Raw genomic sequence first — 21,288 nt, 5'->3', positions numbered from 1 at the left:
ACCACAGTCCGCCAGGCCGGTCTGCTGGAGCGGATCGTCCGGTTCTCGATTCGGCATCGCTGGATGATGCTGGTGCTGACCCTCGGGCTGATCGGTGTGGGCATCTGGAGCTTCACCCGGCTCCCGATCGATGCAACGCCGGACATCACCAACGTCCAGGTGCAGATCAACACCGAGGCGCCCGGCTACTCGCCACTGGAATCCGAGCAGCGGATCACCTATCCGATTGAGACGGCACTCGCCGGCTTGCCCCGTCTCGACTACACGCGCTCATTGTCCCGGTACGGGTTGTCGCAGATCACCGTCGTGTTCGAGGACGGCACCGACCTGTATTTCGCCCGGCAGCAGGTGGCCGAGCGCCTGCAGCAGATCCGCTCGCAGATTCCGGAGGGCCTGGAGCCCGAAATGGGCCCGATTTCGACCGGGTTGGGCGAGATCTTCATGTACACCGTGGATGCGGCGCCCGACGCGACCAAGCCGGATGGCAGCCAGTGGAGCCCCACCGACCTGCGCACCCTGCAGGACTGGGTCATCCGGCCGCAGATGCGCAACACCCCGGGGGTGACCGAAGTCAACACGATGGGCGGCTTCGAGCGGCAGATCCATATCACGCCGGACCCGTCCAAGCTGGTCGCACTCGGCTTCACGCTGCAGGACATCGTCGACGCGGTGGCCGCCAACAACCAGAACATGGGCGCCGGTTACATCGAGCGCAACGGCCAGCAGTACCTGGTGCGCGTGCCCGGCCAGGTCGGCGGGATCGACGAGATCCGCAACATCGTGCTGGACCGGCGCGAAGGCCTGCCGATCCGGGTTGCGGACGTGGCGCAGGTGGGTGAAGGCCCGGAGCTTCGTACGGGCGCGGCCACCCAGAACGGCGAAGAGGTCGTGCTGGGCACCGTGTCGATGCTGGTCGGCTCCAACAGCCGCAGCGTCGCGCAGGCCGCGGCGGCGAAGCTGCAGGACGCGAACGCGAGCCTGCCAGAAGGCGTCACCGCGACGGCGGTCTACGACCGCACTGCGCTGGTCGAACGCACCATGCAGACCATCTCGAAGAACCTGGTCGAGGGCGCCCTACTGGTGATCGTGGTCCTGTTCCTGCTGCTGGGAAACTTCCGCGCCGCGCTCATCACCGCAGCCGTCATTCCCCTGGCCATGCTGTTCACGATCACCGGAATGGTGCGCGGCGGCGTGTCCGGCAACCTGATGAGCCTGGGTGCACTCGACTTCGGCCTGATCGTCGATGGCGCGGTCATCATTATCGAGAACGTCCTGCGCCGGTTTGGCGAGATGCAGCATCGGCTTGGCCGGTCGCTGACGCGCGAGGAGCGCAACGACCTGACCGCTACCGCCACGGTCGAGGTCATCCGGCCCAGCCTGTTCGGCATGTTCATCATCGCCGCGGTGTACCTGCCGATCTTCGCGCTGACCGGGATCGAGGGAAAGATGTTCCATCCCATGGCGATCACGGTGGTGCTGGCCCTCACCGGTGCAATGGTCTTGTCACTCACCTTCGTTCCCGCATCCATCGCGATCTTCATGGGCAACCGGGTCCAGGAGAAGGAGAACCGGCTGGTCCAGTGGGTGCGACGCGGCTATAAGCCGTTGCTCTCGTGGTCGCTCCGTCGGCAGAACTGGGTGTTTGCCGGGGCGTTTGTCTTGGTTGCCGTGTCCCTGCTTGTCGCCACGCGCCTGGGCAGCGAGTTCATTCCCAGCCTGGACGAGGGTGACGTCGCCATGCATGCGATCCGCATCCCGGGCACTGGCCTGGAGCAGTCGGTGAAGATGCAGCTCGCCGTGGAGGAGCGGCTGATGCAGCTTCCCGAAGTGGAGCGGGTGTTCAGCAAGATCGGCACGGCCGAGGTGGCTACCGACCCGATGCCACCAAACGTCGCCGACACCTTCCTGATGATGAAGCCACGCGGGCAGTGGCCCGACCCACGCAAGCCCAAGGACGTACTGCTCGACGAGATCGAGGCGGCGGTGGCGACGCTCCCAGGCAACAACTACGAGTTCACGCAGCCGATCGAGATGCGGACCAACGAGCTGATCTCCGGCGTGCGTGCGGACGTGGCGGTCAAGGTGTTCGGCGATGACCTGGACACGCTGGTCGAGGTGGCCGAACAGGTCGAGGCCGTTGCCAGGCAGGTCGAGGGCGCAGCCGACGTCAAGACCGAACAGGCGACCGGCTTGCCACTGCTGACGATCGTGCCGGATCGTGCGGCGCTTGCGCGCTTCGGCTTGAATCCCGGGGTTGTGCAGCAGACCGTTGCCACCGCGGTCGGTGGCCAGGTTGCCAGCCAGCTGTTCGAGGGCGACCGCCGGTTCGACATCGTGGTCCGGTTGCCGGAACAGATGCGCGTCGATCCGGCGGCCCTTCAGGACCTGCCGATCCCTTTGTCCGACGATGCAAACGCGGACAGATCGAGCCTGGACCCCAGTTGGGCAACTGCGCGAACCATACCGTTGCGGGAGGTCGCGAGGGTCGAAAGCCTGCTGGGGCCCAACCAGATCAACCGCGAGAACGGAAAGCGCCGGGTGGTGGTGACCGCCAACGTGCGCGATCGCGATCTGGGCACCTTCGTCGAAGAGCTGCAGCAGCGCGTCGGGCAGCAGGTGAACGTGCCGGAAGGCTATTGGATCGACTACGGCGGCACGTTCGAGCAGTTGATCTCGGCCAGTCGGCGGCTCGCAGTCGTGGTACCGGTGACGTTGGTCCTCATCTTCGGCCTGTTGTTCATGGCATTCGGCTCGGCCAGGGATGCGGTGATCGTGTTCAGCGGCGTGCCGCTGGCGCTGACGGGCGGTGTGGCCGCACTGGCACTGCGCGGCATCCCGCTGTCGATCACCGCAGGTGTCGGCTTCATCGCGCTGTCCGGCGTGGCCGTGCTCAACGGCCTGGTCATGATCGCCTTCATTCGCAACCTGCGCGAACAAGGCCAGTCGCTGGACGACGCGGTCTTCAACGGCGCGCTCGGGCGGCTGCGGCCGGTCTTGATGACTGCCCTCGTGGCGTCGCTCGGCTTCGTCCCGATGGCGCTCAATGTCGGCGCGGGCGCGGAGGTGCAGCGTCCGCTCGCCACCGTCGTGATCGGCGGGATCGTGTCTTCAACGCTGCTCACCCTGCTTGTCCTGCCCACCCTTTACCGTCTTCTGCATCGCGGCGACGCAGCGAAGCCGCAACTGGAGGCCCACTGAGTTGAGTGAAGAGAAGATCGAGATACACGACGCGCACCAGCGCCGGATCCTGTTGATCGTCCTCGCCCTGAACCTCGCGCTTGCCGCGGGGTTTGGGGTCACGGGCGTCGCCGCCGGCTCAAGCGCTCTGATCGCAAATGGACTGGACAATGCGTCCGACAGCGCCGTCTACATCATCACCCTGCTCGCACTCAGTCGCTCACAAGCCTGGAAAAGGTCGGCGGCCAAGGTGTCCGGCTGGCTACTGATCCTGTTCGCCGCTGGAATCCTGGTCGACGTGGGCCGTCGGTTCCTGGGTGACGCCGAGCCCATTGGCACGACGATGATGGCGATGGCGTTGGGGGCCGGCCTGGTAAACGCGACATGCGTGTGGCTGCTCAAGCAAATCCGGCAGGCCAATGTGAACGTGCGCGCCGCGACCACCTTCAGCACCAACGATTTCATCGCCAACGCAGGCGTACTTGTGGGTGGCGGACTCGTGCTCTGGACCGGGCAAGCCTGGCCCGACCTGGTCGTAGGGCTTGCCGTGGCGGCAATCGCCCTCAAAGGTGGTGTCGAGATCCTGCGGGATGCGAATGGGGAAGAACATGGTTAGCAAATGGCGCTTGCGGCAGACTTCCCGGGACCCAAGGTGCTCGCTGTCCAGGCGACTGGCGCCCCTGCAAACGATGTGGCTGAAGTCGTGACGGGACTGGCCGATGTACGCGACGGGCTGGAGCGGCACCAGATCCCGATCTACTTTTCGGCGATCGCCCTCGGCTTTGCCATTGCGTGGACCGTGCCTGCCACCGGAAGGCTGGAAGTCCTGATCAATCCTGCGTTGGCACTGATGCTGTTCGTCACCTTCCTGCAGGTGCCATTGGTCAAGTTGCGGGCCGCGTTGGTGAACAGGCGTTTCCTCGGTGCACTGCTCGTTGCGAACTTCGTGGTCGTGCCAATCCTAGTCGCGGCCATGTTGCCGCTGCTGCCTGCAGAGCCGCTGATCCGCGTTGCCTTCCTCTTCGTCCTGCTGTGCCCATGCATCGACTATGTGGTCACGTTTTCCCACCTGGGTAAGGCGGATTCCTCGCTGCTGCTCGCCGCAACGCCGGTTCTACTGTTGGTGCAGATGTTGCTGCTGCCGGTCTACCTCGGCGTTTTCATGGGGGCAGAATCGGCGTCACTGGTCCAGGCAGGCCCATTCCTGCATGCGTTTGTCTGGTTGATCGCGATCCCGCTGCTGCTTGCGGCGCTCCTGCAGGCCGCCGCGTCTCGCTCGCCGACGGCAGCCCGTGTTGCTGACTTGAGCGGCGTGCTGCCCGTACCTGCGACCGCGGGCGTGCTCTTCATCGTGATCGCGGCGGTGACACCGCAGCTCGGTCCGGCAAGCAATGCGGCGCTCTCGGTCCTGCCGTTCTACATAGCGTTCGCGATCATCGCGCCCGTGCTCGGCCTCGCAATCGCTCGGCTTTTCAAGCTGGACGTCCCGGCGAAACGGGCGGTGGCGTTCGCGTCAGGCACGCGCAACTCGCTGGTGATACTGCCCTTGGCCCTGTCCGTCCCTGACGCGCTTCCCATCGTACCGGCGGTGATCGTCACCCAGACGCTGGTCGAACTGACCGCCATGCTGGCCTACATACCCCTGATGCGACGGGTGGCGACGCGTTGACTAGCCATGCTGTCGAAGTCGCCCGTGTCACTCCCGGGTGCTTGTCGGCGGGTGTCGCAGTGTGTCGAGGATGGCGCACTGGCCGCGCCCACCGCCGCTACAGCTGCCGATCACCCGCTCGAGCTCCGAGGCCATCCGCTGCAGGTCGCTGAGCCGGGTCTGGATGTCGTGCAGGTGCCCGCGGGCAAGCCGGTCGACATCCTGGCACGACAGTCCGTCATCCTCGGCCAGGCCCAGCAGGCTGCGGATCTCCTCCAGGGAGAAGCCCAGTGCGCGTCCACGACTGATGAAACGCAGTCGATCCGCGTCGGCGGGACGGTAGTCGCGATACCCGCCCGCCGTACGCGGCGGGGCAGGCAACAACCCGATGCGCTCGTAGTAGCGCACGGTTTCGGGATGGCACCCGCTGCGCTCCGCGACCTCTCCAATCTTCATGGGCTTGACCCTGTAGCGACTCCGGGGTTTAGGATCGCCGACCTGGAAGCGGGCCGCAAATCCTCGGACGCCCGCTCGACTTGGAGACATGATCATGAGTGATTCGTGCGGCTGCGGAAGCACGGTGGATATCCGCGCCTTGGAGGCGGGGCAGCGGCGCGTGTTGATGATCGTGCTGGCGATCAACATCGCCACCTTCGTGATGATGATCACGGCGGCGATTTACAGCGGATCGTCCTCGTTGCTGTCAGGCAGCCTCGACAACCTCGGCGATGCGTTGACCTATCTGTTGAGCCTGGCAGTGATCGGCGCTAGCCTGCGCGCCAAGGCCAAGGTGGCGCTGTTCAAGGGATTGCTGATCCTCGGTGCCGCGGTGGCTGTCGCCATCCAGATCGGCTGGCGCCTTGCCCATCCGGAGGTGCCGATCTTCGAGGCCATCGGCATCGCCGCCGTGATCAATCTTGCGTTCAACGCCCTGTGCCTGTGGCTGCTGACGCCGTACCGCTTTGGCGACGTGAACATGTCATCGGCGTGGGAGTGCTCGCGCAACGATCTGTACGAGGGTGTTGCGGTGCTGCTGGCGGCCGCCGGCGTGTGGCTGTTCGATGCAGGCTGGCCCGATCTGGTCATCGCTGGTGGACTGTTGCTGATGTTTCTGCGGTCCGCCTGGCGGGTACTCCGTATGGCTTGGCGGAGTTACCGGGACGAGGTGAAATAACGAGTTACGGCCCGTTGTCCGGTCCTCGAAGAAGAAATGCTCCGTTCTGAAGCGTGGCTGGAGCGGCCAAGAAAGTCAGCTATGACAGGCAGTTAGCTCACCTTTGGCCGTTTTTTACACGAATCCCTGCCGACCCTCTGAAAGAGTGGATTCGAAGCGGCAGTTCGGGTCAGCCAGAACGTCCGCTTCTGGCCGACAGCGGACGTCTACAAGTCAGCGGTGACGGGTCTTTACTTCAGTAATCGGGCCGCAGGATTGTCTTCCGCAGCGCCTGCCTGGAAATATCCGATCACGCTCGCCACCGAGCGATGCTCGGTCATCGCCATTACGGCCGGCAACGGCACCCCTTGCTTACCCGCCTCAGTCACAAACCCCGACCTGAGACTGTGTGCCCCAAAATCCCCCTCCAGCCCCGCTAACCGGGCCCGTCGCTTCACGATTGCGGCCACTGAACCCGGGAGCAGGGCAGGGCCGACCCGCCCCTTCCAGATCCGCCGGAAGATCGCCCCCTCGTGAATTCCCGCCGCGTTGATCCAGGCAGCCAGCGCCTCGGCACTGCGGCCCATGATCGGCTTGTCCGGGGTCGAGTCCACCGTGACACCGGACTGCTGGGTTTTTGAATACTCTAGCCGGTAGATGTAGCCGTCTTCGCTTACCTTGCGCAGGTCGCGCATATCCGCGGCCGCGATCTCACTACGCCGGCGGCCGCCGCTGGCGAACCCGAAGCAGAGCAGGGCGCGATCGCGTAGGCCTTCCAGGCTGTCGTCGCAGGTGGCCAGCATGGCCTCCAGCTCGGCGCGGGTGATCGCGGTCTTCTTGGTCGGCCGCTCGCCGCGCTTGACTGCCGCGCGCCGGGCCCGGCTCAGCAGGGTCCGGACACTGGGCAGCTCGCAGGGGTTGGCCTGGCGCTTGAGCTTGTGTGCGGTGGACAGCACGGCCACCCGCTGGACTACGGTCGAGAGCTTCAGTGGCCCAATCTTGGCCTTGAGGCCGGCGGCCACCAGCGCCTGGTCCAGCGCGTCCGGCATCTCGGTGACGAGGCCGGCCTTGTTCTTGCGCTGGATGTGGTCGACCAGAAACTGGATGACCACCGCTTCGTTGACGGGCAAGGTCAGCTCGACGCCGTAGCGGCCTTGGTGCCAGCCGGCCCAGTAGCGCAGGGCGGTCGCATAGCTGCGGGTGGTGTTGGCGGCCGCGGCTTCGGCGAGCACTTCGCGCACGGCGTCGGCCGCTTGCTGGGCGAGCTGCTCCGGCAGCACCAGGCTGGCGGCTGTCGCGGCGCTGACGGGAAGTGTGTTATTTCGTTTCATACTATGTAGTGTATGTTATGAAATAGGGCGTGTACTGGCGATAATCATCACTTATCACCAGTACGTCAAGTGCGGGGCAGGGCGCCCGCGTAGGAGAGGCTCCATGGCACGTGGTATCACCGAAAATGACGTCCACACTGCGGCTGATTCACTCGTCACCGCCGGCGAACGACCGACGGTCGAGCGCATCCGTGCGTACTTGGGCACCGGTTCACCGAACACGATCGTCAGGTGGATGGAGACCTGGTGGCGCGGGCTAGGGGAACGAATACTGGAACATGAAACACGCTTGGATCTTCCAGGGGCCCCAGAGGCTGTAGCTGTCCTTGCAGGAAAATTGTGGGCGACGGCTCTGGATCATGCTGAAGCTGTCGCCGAGAGTTCCATGGCGTCAGATCGCGAATCCTTGGCATTGGAACGTGAGGCGGTCCGCAAAGATCGAGAAGCCTTTAGTGACGAGGCTGCGGCTTTGCGCCAAGAAGTTGCTGCCGCTCACCGAGCAAGGGATCTCGCTGTGACGCGGTCAGATGAATTGGAGCGCTTGGTTCGGCAATTGGAAGGACAAGCACGGGATTCGGGGGAACAGCGTGACTCCGCGCTGGAGCGTTTAGCCGAATCCGACAGCCAGCGCCAAGTCCTAGTAAAGCGTTTCCAGACACTCCAAGAGCAGTCTGCGGCTGAGCGCGAGAGCCTGATGCAGCATGTCCGGGCAGCAGAGGACCGCGCCCACCTCGAAATCGATCGCGCTAGGCAAGAAGCGCGAGAGTTAAAGCAGCGCATGACCAAGTTGTCTGACGAACAGACAGCCAGGGAAGTTGCGCGTCAGAAGGAGCTGGAGGCCTTCCGCGCCGGCACCGCAGGCGCACTACGTGATGCTGCTATTCAGAGAGCCCGGGCTGAGGCGCTGGAGCCGCAGGTGGTCCACTTGCGAGAGCTCTCGACAGCTTTGGAGAAGGCGCTTGAGCTTGCCAGGAAGACATCAGCGCCGAAGAAGGTGGTAAAGAAGGGTCGTACTAAGATCCGCCAGGGCGCTAAAGTAACAATGAGCCAAGCGCCTGGAGGTTGAGGGCAGCCACGCGGGTACAGGATCGGCACGCTAATTCAGACGGGTGTTCGACGGAGGCAGCACTGATGATTGATGCCAGTAAAACCGAAGTCGGTGAAGACGCCATGGCGGTGGTCGTTGCGCAAGCTCATGAGGTGGCCCGGGGATTCACAACGTTATGGATGCCTTCCCAGGTGGTGTGTCCTTCAGAAATCGCAGAAGAGGCGGTCGTGAGGGCCTTATCTACTGCTGCCCTCCAAAGGGATGTTCCCTTCGAAACGATCGATCTTCGCCCCGCACCCGCTGAGCGCCTTGAGGCCGTTACTGCACGCTTGGCTGGTTGGCGGGGGCGGCCCGAGACGCGCGATCCTACTTTCGTTCGTTCCTTGTTGATCCTGCGCGGGTTTGATGTCTTCGGTGACGAGCAGCACGAAGAGCCCACGTACCCGTTTCGGTCGAACTTCCAGTTCGACGAGGAGTTCCGATGGGTGTTCCTTGGGCGAAACGATGAGCGGATGCGCTTTCTGTTCAGCAGCTACGAACGACCGTTATACCTTGCTGCCATGGACATCACACCGGAGGCGTGGCGATGAAGGCTTTTGCGATTTTCGGCACCCAACTCAAGGACCAAGATCATCTCTACGGCAAAAATGTACACCCTTCAGTGCGGTGGCTGGAAATCTGGGCACTTAAGTCCGCGGATCCAAATCAGTGGGCACCCTTAAGTGCGGCAAAAGAGCACTGTGAGTGCGTGGTGGTGGCATGCAAGAGTACGGTGACCACACATCCACCGATCGAGCAGATGGGGAGCGATGCGCTCGCCGTGCGGGTTGATCAGCCAGCGGCCGGCGAAGCGCCAGCCTTGCCAGGGCTCCGGCAGCCAATGCCGGTTGTTGATCGTTCTCTCGTAGTACGCTCGGGCGCACCAGTTGGGGCACGCCTCAGCGTCACGCCAGCAAGGGGGACGCATGGCCGACTCCTTGGCAGCGTCCCATCGTCGCGAACCACGTGGCAAGCCTGCGTCGAAGCTTTGCGCATAATGTATATTATGTAAATTAACAGCGCCTGGGCCGCGTTCGCGGCGAGTCTCCTCAAGGCTATGCGCTTTCTGAACATGCAGTGCGTTAGGTTCGCTCAAGCAACGGTGTCCCTCACGCCGCAAGCCAATACGCCACCCTGGAGACGACGATGAAGACATACAACGTGGGTTACCTGGTCGGCAGCCTTGCCACCGAGTCGATCAACCGCAAGCTCGCCAACGCGCTGTTCAAGCTGGCCCCGGAACAACTCCAGTTCCAGGAGATCCCGTTCAAGGATCTGCCGCTGTACAGCTACGACTACGACGATGACTACCCCGAGGTCGGCCGCAACTTCAAGAAAGCGATCGAGAACTCGGACGCGATCCTGATCATCACCCCCGAATACAACCGATCGATACCCGGCGCCCTCAAGAACGCCATCGACTGGGCCAGCCGGCCCTGGGGCACGAACTCGTTTGCCAACATCCCCTCGGGCGTGATCGGCACCTCGCCGGGTTCGATCGGCACCGCCGTGGGCCAGCAGCATCTGCGCAGCATCCTGGGCTTCCTCAACTCGCCGCAGATGAACGCGCCGGAGGCCTACATTCAGTTCAAGGACGGGATGATCAATGAAGACGGCGGGATCGCGGATGATTCGACCGCTGAATTTCTTCGCAACTATCTCAAGGAGTTCCATGAATTCATCGCCCGGGTCCTGACAGTGTTGCCGCGAGGTGTCTGAGGGTATTGCGCTTCTTGGAAACCCCCATTACAATTTCCGGCTCCACACGATGTGGGGCCATAGCTCAGCTGGGAGAGCGCCTGCATGGCATGCAGGAGGTCGGCGGTTCGATCCCGCCTGGCTCCACCAAAATTTAGAGGGTATCCGGCCACAGGCCGGTCGGATATCATGACTGCATCAGCGTCCCCATCGTCTAGAGGCCTAGGACACAACCCTTTCACGGTTGCGACCGGGGTTCGAATCCCCGTGGGGACGCCACTTCTTCAAGCCAAAAGGCTCGCTTCGGCGGGCCTTTTTGCTGTCTGTCTTTCGCGCTGCGTCGTATATCGCAGCGTTTCGAGTCGCGGAGTTTCATGGATCTGAAACGACAGCGGCCGGGCTTCTCCCCGGCGAGCGCCCTGCCCCGTCCCAGCCTGCGTCCCCGGGACGCGTTTGCGATCACGATCGGCATCGTGGTGGGCGCAGGCATCTTCCGCATGCCGTCATTGGTGGCCGGTGCATCGGGCAGCGAAGCGGTGATGCTGGGGGCCTGGCTGGTGGGCGGCGCGCTGTCGATCGTTGGCGCGCTTTGTTACGCGGAGCTCGCCACCACCTACCCGCAGGCCGGAGGCGACTACAGCTATCTGCGTCGGGCCTACGGGCCCCGCCTGGCGTTTCTATATGCATGGGCACGGCTGGCCGTGATCCAGACCGGATCGATCGCGCTGCTGGCATTCGTGGTGGGCGATTACCTGTCGCAGATGTTCAACCTGGGAGCCGGGTCGGCCGCTCTCTACGCTGCGCTGTCAGTGGTTGTACTGACAGCGATCAACTGGCTGGGGATCCGCCAGGGAGCGGCGGCGCAGTTCTGGCTGACAGTGCTGGAAATCGGCGGCGTGGTGCTGATCATCGTGGCCGGTTTGCTGCTGGCACCGGGGGATACCGCGGTTGCGGCGCCTGCCGGCGGGGACAGTGCCATGGGGCTGATCCTGGTGTTCGTGCTGCTGACCTTTGGCGGCTGGAACGAAGCCGTCTACATCACCGCCGAGGTGCGCGACCCGCAGCGCTGGATGCCGCGGATCCTGGTGCTGAGCCTGGTGGTGATCTCGCTGGTTTACCTGCTGATCAACTTTGCCTATCTGCGCGTGCTGGGAATGGGCGGCATGGCGGATTCGGAGGCGGTCGCCGCAGACCTGATGGGACACGTGTTCGGTGAGCGCGGCGCGCTGTTGATGAGCGGCATTGTGGTGGCCGCGGCGCTGACGTCGGCCAATGCGACGATGATCACCGGCGCGCGCAGCGTCTATGCGGTGGGCCGCGACTTTCCGGCGCTGGCCTTCATCGGCCGATGGGATGAGCGCAGCGGGTCGCCACGTACCGCCATGCTGGTCCAGGGGGCGCTTGCCCTGCTTCTCGTCGCAGTCGGAGCGCTGGCGATGGATGGCTTCAGGATGGCGGTGGAGTACACCGCGCCGGTGTTCTGGCTGTTCTTCCTGCTGGTTGGGATCAGCCTGTTTGTGCTGCGCCGCCGTTCGCCAGGCATCGAGCGGCCGTTCCGGGTCCCGATGTATCCCCTGCTCCCGCTGCTGTTCTGCCTGACCTGCGCGTATCTGCTCTACTCCAGTCTGGCCTATACCGGCGCCGGGGCGGTGGCCGGCGTCGCGGTGCTTCTGGCCGGCGGGGTGTTGCTGCTGTATCTGAAACCATCCGATCCAATTGAACGGGAGAGCCACGAATGAAAGTGATCAAACCCCTTGCCTGCCTGGTGCTGCTGGTGCCCCTGTTGTCCGCGTGTGCGGACGAAGCCGTGGAAGCCCGCATGCCCGCCATGGAAGCGACCGCTCAGCCCGACATGGGGAATCTGCCTCCGGTCACCGCCGTGACCGGCCCGGAGTCCCGGTTTGAAGAAGGTGCGCCACCCCCTGCCCGCACGCCGGATGTGATCTACGTTCCCACGCCCGAGCCGGTGGTGGACGCGATGTTGGAGATGGCGCAGGTGGGTCCTGACGACGTGCTCTACGACCTGGGTTCGGGTGATGGCCGCATTCCGGTGACCGCTGCCGAGCGGTTCGGGATCCGCGCCGTGGGTATCGATATCAACCCGGTGCGGATCATGGAAGCCAATGCCAATGCCGAAGAAGCCGGCGTGACCGACAAGGTGACCTTCATCGAAGGCGACCTGTTCGACGCCCATATCAGCGACGCCACGGTGGTGACCCTCTACCTGCTGCAGAGCCTGAACGTAAAGCTGCGTCCGAAGCTGCTGAGCGAACTGCGCCCGGGCACCCGCATCGTCAGCCACTCGTTCGACATGGCCAACGAGTGGGAGCCGGAGCTCACCCGGGAGGTCAACGGCAGCATGGTCTATCTGTGGACGGTGCCTGAGCGCTGATCCAGGTCCACGCTATGCATAAGCGTGCGCTTCAGGGTAGCGACGCCGTGGCCGCGTTCGCCCAGGTAGTGCAGCCATTTGCCGAGGAAAGTGTTCATCTGCATCCGGTGGCCCATCAGCCGTGCGGGCGTTGGGTGCATGCCGATCACGTCCTGCCAGCGCCGACCCAGGTAACAGTGGGTCGCCTCCACCTGTTTCGCATCGTGGTAGAGGCGCAGATAGGCGGAGGGATCGGGCTGGCCGGTGATCGGATCGCACAGCCCGTAGCTCAGCCGGAGTTCGGTGGTGTAACGGTGGCACGCGATCACATCCAGCCGCAGGTCGATGCCATCCCCGGCGGATGACAGATAGCTGCCGGGCCGCAGGTCGGCCGGCTCAAACAGCCGGGTCAACAGCGCGTGGTTTTCCGCGTACAGCGCCATCAGCCAGCTCAGCCGGCTGAGCCCGGGAAGACGCCTGGTGCGGGTGGCAACGTGTGACATGCAACTGATGCTACACGCTCAGAACTTTTCCCGATGAATGTCCAGATGGGACAGGATCCGGCTGGAAATCTCCTCGATCGAGGCGTGCGTGGTGCTGAGCGTGGGCACCCGTTCCATGCGCAACATGGTCTCGGCGGCCGCGACTTCGCGCTTGCAGGTTTCCAGCTCGGCGTAGCGGGAATTGGGCCGCCGCTCCTGTCGTACCTGGTGCAGGCGCTGGGGATCAATGGTGAGCCCGAACAGCTTACGGCGGTGCTTGCGCAGCCGCGCCGGCAGCCGGTCGTGCTCCAGATCTTCCTCGGTCAGCGGGTAGTTGGCCGCGCGGATGCCGTAGTGCAGTGCCAGATAGATGCACGTAGGCGTCTTGCCCGCCCGCGAGACCGCCACCAGGATCACCTCGGCTTCGTCGTAGTTCACCGACATGCCGTCGTCGTGGCTGAGGGCGAAGTTCATCGCGTTGATGCGGCGATGATAGGTGTCGAAATCCACCATGCCGTGGGCCTGGCCCACATTGAGTTCGCGCTTGGTACCCAGCAGTTCCTCCAGCGGCTGGATGAACGGCGCAAACACGTCCAGCATCAGCGCCCCGCTGCCGACCAGAATCTCGTTCAGCACCGGGTTGACGCAGGAATTCACCACGATCGGGCGCGTCCCGTGCGTTTCCCCCGCCGCGATGATCTCGGCGACCGCCTGGTGGGCCTTCTGTTCACTGTCGATGAACGGCATCCGTTCGGTCTGGAAATTGACCTCGGCGAACTGGGTCAACAGGCTGTGGCCGATGGTTTCGGCGGTGATTCCAGTGCCATCGGAGACGTAAAACACGGGCCTGACGGGAAGCTGCGGCAAATCAGTGGGCATGGGGCGGACCTTAAACCGTGGAGGGTTGCTAAAATAGCGCGGTTTCCGCCGGACAGTACCCGGCCTCCCTTCCAATTCCCTCCCGGAGCATCGCTTTGACCGCCAACATCCTGTGGCTGCAAGACCTGCGACTGAATGACCTGGACCAGGTCGGCGGCAAGAATTCCTCGCTAGGCGAGATGATCGGCAACCTGTCCCAGCTGGGTGTCACCGTCCCGGGCGGATTTGCCACCACGGCCGATGCATTCCAGGCTTTCATCGCCCACAACACCCTGTATCAGCGCATCTTCGATCGCCTTGGCGCCCTGGATGTGGAAGACGTGCAGGCGCTGACCGAGGCCGGTCGGGAGATCCGCGGCTGGGTGGTGGATGCGCCGCTGCAGCCGGAGCTGGACCGCGATATCCGCGAGGCCTACGCCAAGCTGTGCGCCGAGAATGGAGGCAGCGACATCGCGGTGGCCGTGCGCTCGTCGGCGACCGCCGAAGACCTGCCCGATGCCAGCTTTGCCGGCCAGCAGGAAACCTTCCTCAACGTGACCGGCGCCGATGACGTGGTGATCAAGGTCAAGGAAGTTTTCGCCAGCCTCTATAACGACCGCGCCATCGCCTACCGCGTGCACCATGGCTTCAAGCACGAGGAAGTGTCGCTGTCCGCCGGCGTGCAGCTGATGGTCCGTTCGGGATCGGGCGCCTCCGGCGTGCTGTTCACCCTGGACACCGAATCCGGCTTCCGCGATGTGGTGTTCATCACCTCCAGCTACGGGCTGGGCGAAATGCTGGTGCAGGGCGCGGTGAACCCGGACGAGTTCTACGTCTACAAGCCCACCCTGAAGCAGGACAAGCCGGCCATCCTGCGCCGCTCGCTGGGTAGCAAGCAGATGCGCATGGTGTACTCCGATGTTCCCGGCGAGCGCGTGCGCACCGAGGACACCCCGGCCGAGCTGCGCTCGAAATTCTCGATCACCGATGAGGACGTGCACGAACTGGCCCGCCAGGCGCTGACCATTGAAGAACACTACGGCCGCCCGATGGATATCGAATGGGGCAAGGACGGCGTGACCGGCCGGCTCTACATTCTCCAGGCGCGCCCGGAAACGGTGAAGTCGCGCGCCAAGGCGACCCAGATGGAGCGTTACCAGCTGGGCGAGCGCGGCACCGTGGTGGCCGAGGGTCGCGCCATCGGCCAGCGCATCGGCAGCGGCGTCGCGCGCATCATCCGCACCGTCGACGACATGCACAAGGTGCAGCCCGGCGACGTGCTGGTGGCCGACATGACCGACCCCGATTGGGAGCCGGTGATGAAGCGTTCGGCGGCGATTGTCACCAATCGTGGTGGCCGTACCTGCCACGCGGCCATCATCGCCCGCGAGCTGGGCGTGCCGGCAGTGGTTGGTACCGGTAACGCGCTGGATCTGATTCAGGACGGGCAGGAAGTGACGGTGAGCTGCGCGGAGGGCGACACCGGCTTCATCTACGACAGCGCCCTGCCCTTCGAACGCATCACCACCGATCTGGACGCCATGCCCGAGGCGCCGCTGAAGATCATGATGAACGTGGCCAACCCGGAGCGCGCATTCGACTTCGGCCAGCTGCCCAACGCCGGCATCGGCCTGGCGCGGCTGGAAATGATCATCGCCAGCCATATCGGCGTGCACCCGAAGGCGCTGCTGGAATACGACAAGCAGGACGCTGGTATCAAGCGCCAGATTGACGAGCGTATCGCCGGTTATGCCGATCCGGTGTCGTTCTACGTTGATCGTCTGGCGGAAGGCATCGCCACCCTCACCGCTTCGGTGGCGCCGAACCCGGTGATCGTGCGCATGTCGGACTTCAAGTCCAACGAATACGCCAACCTGATCGGCGGGCAGCGTTACGAGCCCGAGGAAGAGAACCCGATGATCGGCTTCCGCGGCGCCAGCCGCTACGTCGATCCGTCCTTCTCCGACGCCTTCGCGCTGGAATGCCAAGCCGTGCTGCGCGTGCGCGAGCAGATGGGGCTGGACAACCTGTGGGTGATGATCCCGTTCGTGCGCACGCTGGACGAGGGTCGTCGCGTGATCGAAGTGCTGGCTGAGAACGGTCTCAAGCAGGGTCAGAACGATCTCAAGATCATCATGATGTGCGAGGTACCTTCCAATGCCCTGCTGGCAGACGAGTTCCTGGACATCTTCGACGGCTTCTCCATCGGCTCCAACGACCTGACCCAGCTCACCCTGGGCCTGGACCGCGACTCCTCGATCGTGGCCGGGCTGTTCGATGAGCGCGACCCGGCCGTAAAGAAGCTGCTGTCGATGGCCATCAAGACCGCCCGCGCCCGCGGCAAGTACGTCGGCATCTGCGGCCAGGGCCCGAGCGACCATCCGGACCTGGCGCAGTGGCTGATGGAGGAAGGCATCGAGTCGGTGTCGCTGAACCCGGACACCGTGGTCGATACCTGGCTGCGCCTGGCCAAGTCGAAGGCGGGCTGAAGGACTGCCTATGACACGCCTGGACGGAGAACGGCTGCTGCAGTGGCTCGAGGTCAAGAGCCTGGACCTGCTCGCAGTGGCCGTGATCCTGGCAGTAGGCGTGTGGCTGTCGCGGCGGCTGAGCGCGGCGCTGGAGCGGGTGCTCAATCGCGTGGGCGCGGACAGCACCGTGTCCGGATTCCTGCGCTACCTTTCCTACGCCGCCCTGCTGGTGGTGACGGGGATCATCGCCCTGCAGCAGTTCGGGGTGCCGGTGACCTCGATCATCGCGGTGCTGGGTGCCGCGGGCCTGGCGATTGCGCTGGCGATGAAGGACTCGCTGTCCAACATCGCCGCCGGCATCATGCTGATCGTGCTGCGGCCGTTCCGCGAGGGTGACTTTGTCCAGGTTGCCAGCCAGGAAGGCACCATCGAGCAGATCCGGGTCTTCCAGACCCGCCTGCGCACCGCCGATAACCGCGTGGTGGTGATGCCCAACAGCAGCATCACCACCGCTGCGATCATCAACTTCAGCGCCTATCCGCGGCGCCGTATCGACATCAGCATTACGCTGGACTACCGCCACGACCCCCGCCAGGCACGGGCCGCGCTGCTGGAAGTGGCATCCGCAACGCCCGGCGTTCTGGATGATCCCGCCCCTTCGGTGGCAGTGAGCCAGCTGGCCGACGCCGGCACCCAGATGACCCTGTTTGCCTGGGCCAAGACCTACGAGCTCGGTGATACGCGCAGCGAACTGGTGATGGCGATCAGGGAGCGTATGGATGCTCTGGGGATGTCGCTGGCCTCAGCGCCCCGCGATATCCGCCTGCTTCAGGACGACACGCAAGCCGTCCACCCACCCGCGTAGGAGCGCGCATGGCGCGCTCCTACGACTCGGCCAGCTTCGCGATGTGCTTGCGGTAGTGGCGCAGCTCGGCGATCGAGTCGTGCACATCGCTCAATGCGGTGTGGGCCGCATTCTTCTTGACCCCGGCAAACACCTCGGGCGCCCAGCGGCGCGCCAGCTCCTTGAGCGTGCTCACGTCAAGATTGCGGTAATGGAAATAGCGCTCCAGCTGCGGCATCTGGCGATACAGGAAGCGCCGGTCCTGGCAGATCGAATTGCCGCACATGGGAGACACCCCGGCTGGCACCCATTCGCGCAGGAAGGCCAGGGTCTGCGCTTCGGCTTCATCCATCCGCACCCCCTCCTCCAGCACCCGGCTCCAGAGACCGGAGCCACCATGCTGGTTGCGGTTCCAGTCGTCCATCGCCTCCAGCACCGCCGAATCGTGGCCGATGGCGAACACCGGACCTTCGGCCAGAACTTCCAGCTGCGAATCAGTCACCACAGTAGCGATCTCGAGGATGGAATCTCGCCGCGGGTCCAGCCCGGTCATCTCCAGGTCGAGCCAGATCAGGCGGGTTTCAGCAGCATCGGGGGAGACAATATTCATTCGCGGGTCCGGCAGGGGCAGCCGGTCATGATAGCGCAGCGACGGCAGTGAACCCCGGCCTTCAGAGCGGTGGCTTGCCCCGCTTGCGACGGAAATAATTGGTCAGCCGCCGGCCCGCTTCTTCGGCCAGCACTCCGCGTATAACCTCGACGCGGTGGTTGTGACGGGGGTCTTCCAGCAGGTTGAAAACCCCGCCGGCCGCGCCGGTCTTGGGGTCCGGGGCTGCATAGACCACCCGCGCAATACGCGCATGCACCATCGCCATCGCGCACATGGCGCAGGGCTCCAGGGTCACGTACAGGGTGCAGCCGATCAGGCGATGGTTGCCGAGCGCCCTGCCCGCCTGACGCATGGCGATGATCTCCGCATGACCGGTGGGGTCATGATCGGTGATGTTGCGGTTCCAGCCCTCGCCCAGCACCTCGTCATTGGGCCCCAGCAGAAGCGCACCGACCGGGATTTCATCGAACTCGCGCTCGGCGCGCTTGGCCAGCGCCAACGCACGGCGCATCCACGCCTGATGCTCTTCGCTGTCCGCCATCAAAGGTGCTTCAAGCTGCATGGCCGCATTCTACCGTTCCGCTCGATCCGCTCTGCCGGCCTCACCCTAGGTATCCGCAGGAGTGCGCCGATGCATCAGTATCCCGGCCAGGCACACGCCCAGCGCCACCAGCACCACGATGATCGTGGCCAGCGCGTTGATCTCCGGCGTGACGCCCAGCTTGACCTTTGAATACACCACCATCGGCAGCGTGCTGGATCCCGGGCCCGAGGTGAAGCTGGCAATCACCAGATCGTCCAGTGACAGGGTGAACGCCAGCAGCCAGCCGGCCAGCAGCGCCGGTGCGATCAGCGGCAGCGTGATCACGAAGAACACCCGCCAGGGCTTCGCACCCAGGTCCATCGCGGCCTCTTCCAGACTGTCGTCCATGCCCGCCATGCGCGAACGCACCACTACGGTCACGTAGCAGGCGGTCAGGGTGATGTGCGCCAGGGTGATCGTGATCATGCCGCGGTCGGGCCAGCCGAATGCCTGCTGCAGGGTCACGAACAGCAGCAGCGAGGACAGGCCCATCATCACGTCGGGCATCACCATCGGGGCCGAGTTCATCAGGCTCAGCAACCCGCGCCCCGGGAAGCGCCCGAAGCGCGACAGCGCAAGTCCGCAAGCCGTGCCGAGGAACACCGCCGCCGTCGCGGTCAGCGCCGCGATGAAAAAGCTCCGCTGCACCGCGTCCAGCAGCTGCTGGTTGCCGAGCAGTTCCACATACCAGCGGGTGGAGAACCCGCCCCACACCGTGGATACCCGCGAAGCGTTGAACGAATACACGATCACCGAAATGATCGGGATGTACAGGAAGGCGTAGCCGGCCACGATCGCCGTGTACAGCAGCGTCGGATTGCGCCTCATGCCTCGGCCTCCCGCTCGTTGCGCCGGTTTTCGAAATACTCGAACACAAGCACCGGCAGCACGATCAGCACCAGCATGGCGATGGTCACCGCGGCCGCCAAAGGCCAGTCGCGGTTGGTGAAGAACTCGATCCACAGCACCCGGCCGATGGTCAGCGCATCCGGCCCGCCGAGAATGTCGGGGATCACGAACTCGCCCACCGCCGGGATGAACACCAGCAGCGCGCCGGCGATGATGCCCGGCATCGACAGCGGCAGCGTGACCCGCAGAAACGCCTGCCACGGCCGGGAGCCCAGGTCCTCGGCGGCTTCAAGCAGGGTGAAATCAAGCCGCATCAGCGTGGCCGTCAACGGCAGAATCATGAACGGCAGATAGTTGTAGACAATGCCGATGTACACCGCGATGTCGGTATGCAGCAGCGCGAAATCAGGCCCCACCAGTCCGATCGCCCCCAGCGCCTGGGCAAGCAGCCCGTTGGCCTTGAGGATGCCGATCAGCGCATAGGTGCGCAGCAGCGAACTGGTCCAGAACGGCAGGATCACCAGTACCAGCAGCAGCATCCGCATCGTCGGCCGCGCACGGGCAATGCCGTAGGCAATCGGGTAGCCCAGCAGCAGGCAAAACACGGTGGATACGGACGCAAACATCAATGACTTCAGATACGCCGAGACGTACAGCGGATCGGACAGCAGCATTGCGTAGTTGGAGACGTGCAGCCGCAGCGAGGCCGCGCCGTCCGCGGTGTGCTCGATCAGCGCCGTGTACGGCGGCGCCTGCCCGAACACCGCCTGGGCGAAGCTGATCTTGAGCACGATCAGGAACGGCACCAGGAAGAACAGCCCCAGCCACAGCATCGGCAGCGCAGTCACCAGGAAGCGGCCGCGTCGGGTACGGAACTCCTGGCCCACGGCACGAAACCAGCCGAACAGGTTGCGCACCACGTCGAACCAGAAATCCCACAGGCCGGCGTTGCGCCCCGCCCGCATGCTCATGTGGTCAACACCACCGCGCTGGCCGCTTCCCAGCTCAGCCACAGCGTGTCATCCCAGTCGTAGTGCGGCTCAGAGCTGCGCGCCACATGGGTTTCCTGCACGCGCACGATCGCGCCGGCCTCTGTCTCCACCCGATAGATCGAAACGTCGCCCAGATAGGCGATGTCGCGCACCTTGCCCACCACCACGTTCTCGGTGGCGGCTGTGCCGCGCTGCGGCTCGGATTCGTGCACGTCCACCTTCTCCGGGCGTACCGCCACGCTGACCGCAGTGCCCTCCGGCAGCGGATCGGTATGCCGGGCCAGCAGTTCGGCATCCAGCGCATCGCACTGGATCCGCACCTGCTCCGACTCCTCGTCCATACCCAGCACGCGGCCTTCGAAAATATTGATGCCGCCGATGAACTCGGCCACGAAGCGCGTGGCCGGGTACTCATAGAGCATCGCCGGGGTCGAAACCTGCACGATCCGCCCGGTATCCATCACCGCGATCCGCGACGACATGGTCATCGCCTCTTCCTGATCGTGGGTGACCATGATGAAGGTGGTGCCCAGCTGTTCCTGGATGTTCACCAGCTCGAACTGGGTGTGCTCGCGCAGACGCTTGTCCAGCGCACCCAGCGGCTCATCGAGCAGCAGCAGCTTGGGCTGTTTGGCCAGCGCCCGGGCCAGGGCCACGCGTTGGCGCTGGCCGCCCGATAGCTGGTGCGGCCTGCGGTTGCCCAGCTGCGGCATGCGTACCAGCTCCAGCATCTCCTGGACGCGGTCCTTGATCTCCGCGGACGGCATGCGGTCCTGGCGCAGGCCGAACGCGATGTTCTGCGCCACCGTCATGTGCGGGAACAGCGCATAGCTCTGGAACATCATGTTCACCGGCCGCTGGTATGGCGGCAGGTTGGTCACGTCCAGGCCGTCGATCAGGATCCGTCCCTGGTCGGGCTGTTCCAGTCCGGCCAGGATCCGCAGCAGCGTGCTCTTGCCCGAACCCGAGCCTCCGAGCAGCGCGAAGAACTCGCCGCGGTAGATATCCAGCGAAATGTCATCGCAGGCGTAGGTCTGGCCGAACACCCGGGTGACGCCCTCGATGCGGACGAAAGGCTGTGCACCCGGATCGCGCCAGGGTTCGGCTATCACGCTGCGCGCTGGAACCGACATC

21 protein-coding genes and 2 tRNA genes are annotated in these 21,288 nt (G+C 64.3%); 13 read left to right on the top strand and 10 right to left on the bottom strand.

Translation table 11 applies throughout. The annotated features are described in order from the left end of the window. The first annotated feature begins 21 nt into the window (after nucleotides 1-21). From WCE59_RS01650 to WCE59_RS01640, 3 genes are read left to right on the top strand one after another with little or no spacing between them, the layout of a single operon-like run. Nucleotides 22-3,198, top strand: a complete 3,177-nt coding sequence (locus WCE59_RS01650; protein ID WP_146313704.1) for an efflux RND transporter permease subunit — start codon at nucleotides 22-24, stop codon at nucleotides 3,196-3,198. Between the two features lies 1 nt (nucleotide 3,199). Continuing rightward, complete coding sequence (locus WCE59_RS01645) at nucleotides 3,200-3,793, top strand: cation transporter (RefSeq protein WP_343256953.1); 594 nt, start codon at nucleotides 3,200-3,202, stop codon at nucleotides 3,791-3,793. Nucleotides 3,794-3,796: 3 nt separating this feature from the next. Continuing rightward, nucleotides 3,797-4,846, top strand: a complete 1,050-nt coding sequence (locus WCE59_RS01640) for an arsenic resistance protein (RefSeq protein ID WP_343256952.1) — start codon at nucleotides 3,797-3,799, stop codon at nucleotides 4,844-4,846. A 27-nt stretch (nucleotides 4,847-4,873) separates the two neighbouring features. On the opposite strand, the gene WCE59_RS01635 is transcribed toward WCE59_RS01640, so the two are convergent. Then, nucleotides 4,874-5,281: a MerR family transcriptional regulator gene (locus tag WCE59_RS01635; RefSeq protein ID WP_343256951.1), complete on the bottom strand. Its 408-nt coding sequence runs from the start codon at nucleotides 5,279-5,281 to the stop codon at nucleotides 4,874-4,876. Nucleotides 5,282-5,375: 94 nt separating this feature from the next. On the opposite strand from WCE59_RS01635, the gene WCE59_RS01630 reads away from it, so the two are divergent. Further along, the gene (locus WCE59_RS01630) at nucleotides 5,376-5,999 is read left to right on the top strand and encodes a cation transporter (protein WP_343256950.1); all 624 of its coding nucleotides are present in this window, start codon (nucleotides 5,376-5,378) and stop codon (nucleotides 5,997-5,999) included. A 230-nt stretch (nucleotides 6,000-6,229) separates the two neighbouring features. Here the strand turns inward: WCE59_RS01630 and WCE59_RS01625 are convergent, their stop codons facing one another. Then, nucleotides 6,230-7,309 (bottom strand): site-specific integrase, encoded by a 1,080-nt coding sequence (locus WCE59_RS01625; RefSeq protein ID WP_343256949.1) that lies wholly within the window; start codon nucleotides 7,307-7,309, stop codon nucleotides 6,230-6,232. A gap of 103 nt (nucleotides 7,310-7,412) precedes the next feature. Here WCE59_RS01625 and WCE59_RS01620 point away from each other — a divergent pair, with 103 nt between their 5' ends. Together WCE59_RS01620 and WCE59_RS01615 are read left to right on the top strand one after the other, a co-directional pair. Next, a complete protein-coding gene (locus tag WCE59_RS01620; protein ID WP_343256948.1) occupies nucleotides 7,413-8,375 on the top strand; it encodes a DNA-binding protein in 963 nt (320 codons plus the stop codon). 65 nt (nucleotides 8,376-8,440) lie between these two features. Next, nucleotides 8,441-8,947, top strand: coding sequence for a hypothetical protein (locus tag WCE59_RS01615; RefSeq protein WP_343256947.1), 507 nt, complete (start codon nucleotides 8,441-8,443; stop codon nucleotides 8,945-8,947). 128 nt (nucleotides 8,948-9,075) lie between these two features. Here WCE59_RS01615 and WCE59_RS13725 read toward each other — a convergent pair whose 3' ends face one another. After that, nucleotides 9,076-9,324 (bottom strand): DUF3653 domain-containing protein, encoded by a 249-nt coding sequence (locus WCE59_RS13725; protein ID WP_449284073.1) that lies wholly within the window; start codon nucleotides 9,322-9,324, stop codon nucleotides 9,076-9,078. A 218-nt stretch (nucleotides 9,325-9,542) separates the two neighbouring features. On the opposite strand from WCE59_RS13725, the gene WCE59_RS01610 reads away from it, so the two are divergent. From WCE59_RS01610 to WCE59_RS01590, 5 genes are all read left to right on the top strand, one after another. Continuing rightward, nucleotides 9,543-10,115 carry an NADPH-dependent FMN reductase gene (locus WCE59_RS01610; protein WP_343256946.1) on the top strand — a complete coding sequence of 191 codons (573 nt, stop codon included), beginning with the start codon at nucleotides 9,543-9,545 and terminating at the stop codon, nucleotides 10,113-10,115. Nucleotides 10,116-10,168: 53 nt separating this feature from the next. Further along, nucleotides 10,169-10,244 (top strand) — tRNA-Ala (locus WCE59_RS01605). A gap of 53 nt (nucleotides 10,245-10,297) precedes the next feature. After that, nucleotides 10,298-10,373: transfer RNA gene (locus WCE59_RS01600), tRNA-Glu, on the top strand. 95 nt (nucleotides 10,374-10,468) lie between these two features. Beyond that, nucleotides 10,469-11,833, top strand: a complete 1,365-nt coding sequence (locus WCE59_RS01595; RefSeq protein WP_343256945.1) for an APC family permease — start codon at nucleotides 10,469-10,471, stop codon at nucleotides 11,831-11,833. Further along, nucleotides 11,830-12,486: an SAM-dependent methyltransferase gene (locus tag WCE59_RS01590; protein ID WP_343256944.1), complete on the top strand. Its 657-nt coding sequence runs from the start codon at nucleotides 11,830-11,832 to the stop codon at nucleotides 12,484-12,486. Before WCE59_RS01595 ends, WCE59_RS01590 begins: the two co-directional genes overlap by 4 nt. Here the strand turns inward: WCE59_RS01590 and WCE59_RS01585 are convergent. After that, nucleotides 12,459-12,968: a DUF1249 domain-containing protein gene (locus WCE59_RS01585; RefSeq protein ID WP_343256943.1), complete on the bottom strand. Its 510-nt coding sequence runs from the start codon at nucleotides 12,966-12,968 to the stop codon at nucleotides 12,459-12,461. The genes WCE59_RS01590 and WCE59_RS01585 overlap by 28 nt on opposite strands. Nucleotides 12,969-12,986: 18 nt before the next feature. Then, a complete protein-coding gene (gene ppsR / locus WCE59_RS01580; protein ID WP_343256942.1) occupies nucleotides 12,987-13,826 on the bottom strand; it encodes a posphoenolpyruvate synthetase regulatory kinase/phosphorylase PpsR in 840 nt (279 codons plus the stop codon). 95 nt (nucleotides 13,827-13,921) lie between these two features. On the opposite strand from ppsR, the gene ppsA reads away from it, so the two are divergent. Both ppsA and WCE59_RS01570 read left to right on the top strand, forming a co-directional pair. After that, nucleotides 13,922-16,294 (top strand): phosphoenolpyruvate synthase, encoded by a 2,373-nt coding sequence (gene ppsA, locus WCE59_RS01575; protein WP_343256941.1) that lies wholly within the window; start codon nucleotides 13,922-13,924, stop codon nucleotides 16,292-16,294. 10 nt (nucleotides 16,295-16,304) lie between these two features. Further along, nucleotides 16,305-17,141 carry a mechanosensitive ion channel family protein gene (locus WCE59_RS01570; protein WP_343256940.1) on the top strand — a complete coding sequence of 279 codons (837 nt, stop codon included), beginning with the start codon at nucleotides 16,305-16,307 and terminating at the stop codon, nucleotides 17,139-17,141. A gap of 19 nt (nucleotides 17,142-17,160) precedes the next feature. Here WCE59_RS01570 and orn read toward each other — a convergent pair whose 3' ends face one another. From orn to WCE59_RS01545, 5 genes are all read right to left on the bottom strand, one after another. Continuing rightward, nucleotides 17,161-17,730 (bottom strand): oligoribonuclease, encoded by a 570-nt coding sequence (gene orn, locus WCE59_RS01565; protein WP_343256939.1) that lies wholly within the window; start codon nucleotides 17,728-17,730, stop codon nucleotides 17,161-17,163. Nucleotides 17,731-17,791: 61 nt separating this feature from the next. After that, nucleotides 17,792-18,292: a tRNA adenosine(34) deaminase TadA gene (tadA, locus tag WCE59_RS01560; protein WP_343256938.1), complete on the bottom strand. Its 501-nt coding sequence runs from the start codon at nucleotides 18,290-18,292 to the stop codon at nucleotides 17,792-17,794. A 45-nt stretch (nucleotides 18,293-18,337) separates the two neighbouring features. Next, nucleotides 18,338-19,141 carry an ABC transporter permease subunit gene (locus tag WCE59_RS01555; protein WP_343256937.1) on the bottom strand — a complete coding sequence of 268 codons (804 nt, stop codon included), beginning with the start codon at nucleotides 19,139-19,141 and terminating at the stop codon, nucleotides 18,338-18,340. After that, on the bottom strand, nucleotides 19,138-20,133 hold the full coding sequence (locus WCE59_RS01550; RefSeq protein WP_343256936.1) for an ABC transporter permease subunit: 996 nt from the start codon (nucleotides 20,131-20,133) through the stop codon (nucleotides 19,138-19,140). The genes WCE59_RS01555 and WCE59_RS01550 overlap by 4 nt, the downstream gene beginning before the upstream one ends. After that, the gene (locus WCE59_RS01545) at nucleotides 20,130-21,287 is read right to left on the bottom strand and encodes an ABC transporter ATP-binding protein (protein WP_343256935.1); all 1,158 of its coding nucleotides are present in this window, start codon (nucleotides 21,285-21,287) and stop codon (nucleotides 20,130-20,132) included. The genes WCE59_RS01550 and WCE59_RS01545 overlap by 4 nt, the downstream gene beginning before the upstream one ends. Between the last annotated feature and the right edge of the window lies 1 nt (nucleotide 21,288).

The sequence above is a fragment of the Luteimonas qiangzhengi genome (assembly GCF_039548515.1).
Classification (GTDB): domain Bacteria; phylum Pseudomonadota; class Gammaproteobacteria; order Xanthomonadales; family Xanthomonadaceae; genus Luteimonas.
This window is presented reverse-complemented; position numbering and strand designations above follow the sequence as displayed.

Excerpts from the sequence above, each read along its gene's own strand:
- orn (WP_343256939.1), bottom strand. The coding sequence starts at position 17,730 with ATGAATATTGTCTCCCCCGATGCTGCTGAAACCCGCCTGATCTGGCTC.
- WCE59_RS01555 (WP_343256937.1), bottom strand. The coding sequence starts at position 19,141 with ATGAGGCGCAATCCGACGCTGCTGTACACGGCGATCGTGGCCGGCTAC.
- ppsR (WP_343256942.1), bottom strand. The coding sequence starts at position 13,826 with ATGCCCACTGATTTGCCGCAGCTTCCCGTCAGGCCCGTGTTTTACGTC.
- WCE59_RS01630 (WP_343256950.1), top strand. The coding sequence starts at position 5,376 with ATGAGTGATTCGTGCGGCTGCGGAAGCACGGTGGATATCCGCGCCTTG.
- tadA (WP_343256938.1), bottom strand. The coding sequence starts at position 18,292 with ATGCAGCTTGAAGCACCTTTGATGGCGGACAGCGAAGAGCATCAGGCG.
- WCE59_RS01625 (WP_343256949.1), bottom strand. The coding sequence starts at position 7,309 with ATGAAACGAAATAACACACTTCCCGTCAGCGCCGCGACAGCCGCCAGC.
- WCE59_RS01620 (WP_343256948.1), top strand. The coding sequence starts at position 7,413 with ATGGCACGTGGTATCACCGAAAATGACGTCCACACTGCGGCTGATTCA.
- WCE59_RS13725 (WP_449284073.1), bottom strand. The coding sequence starts at position 9,324 with ATGCGTCCCCCTTGCTGGCGTGACGCTGAGGCGTGCCCCAACTGGTGC.
- WCE59_RS01545 (WP_343256935.1), bottom strand. The coding sequence starts at position 21,287 with ATGTCGGTTCCAGCGCGCAGCGTGATAGCCGAACCCTGGCGCGATCCG.
- WCE59_RS01635 (WP_343256951.1), bottom strand. The coding sequence starts at position 5,281 with ATGAAGATTGGAGAGGTCGCGGAGCGCAGCGGGTGCCATCCCGAAACC.
- WCE59_RS01585 (WP_343256943.1), bottom strand. The coding sequence starts at position 12,968 with ATGTCACACGTTGCCACCCGCACCAGGCGTCTTCCCGGGCTCAGCCGG.
- WCE59_RS01615 (WP_343256947.1), top strand. The coding sequence starts at position 8,441 with ATGATTGATGCCAGTAAAACCGAAGTCGGTGAAGACGCCATGGCGGTG.
- WCE59_RS01590 (WP_343256944.1), top strand. The coding sequence starts at position 11,830 with ATGAAAGTGATCAAACCCCTTGCCTGCCTGGTGCTGCTGGTGCCCCTG.
- WCE59_RS01640 (WP_343256952.1), top strand. The coding sequence starts at position 3,797 with ATGGCGCTTGCGGCAGACTTCCCGGGACCCAAGGTGCTCGCTGTCCAG.
- WCE59_RS01595 (WP_343256945.1), top strand. The coding sequence starts at position 10,469 with ATGGATCTGAAACGACAGCGGCCGGGCTTCTCCCCGGCGAGCGCCCTG.
- WCE59_RS01570 (WP_343256940.1), top strand. The coding sequence starts at position 16,305 with ATGACACGCCTGGACGGAGAACGGCTGCTGCAGTGGCTCGAGGTCAAG.
- WCE59_RS01610 (WP_343256946.1), top strand. The coding sequence starts at position 9,543 with ATGAAGACATACAACGTGGGTTACCTGGTCGGCAGCCTTGCCACCGAG.
- WCE59_RS01550 (WP_343256936.1), bottom strand. The coding sequence starts at position 20,133 with ATGAGCATGCGGGCGGGGCGCAACGCCGGCCTGTGGGATTTCTGGTTC.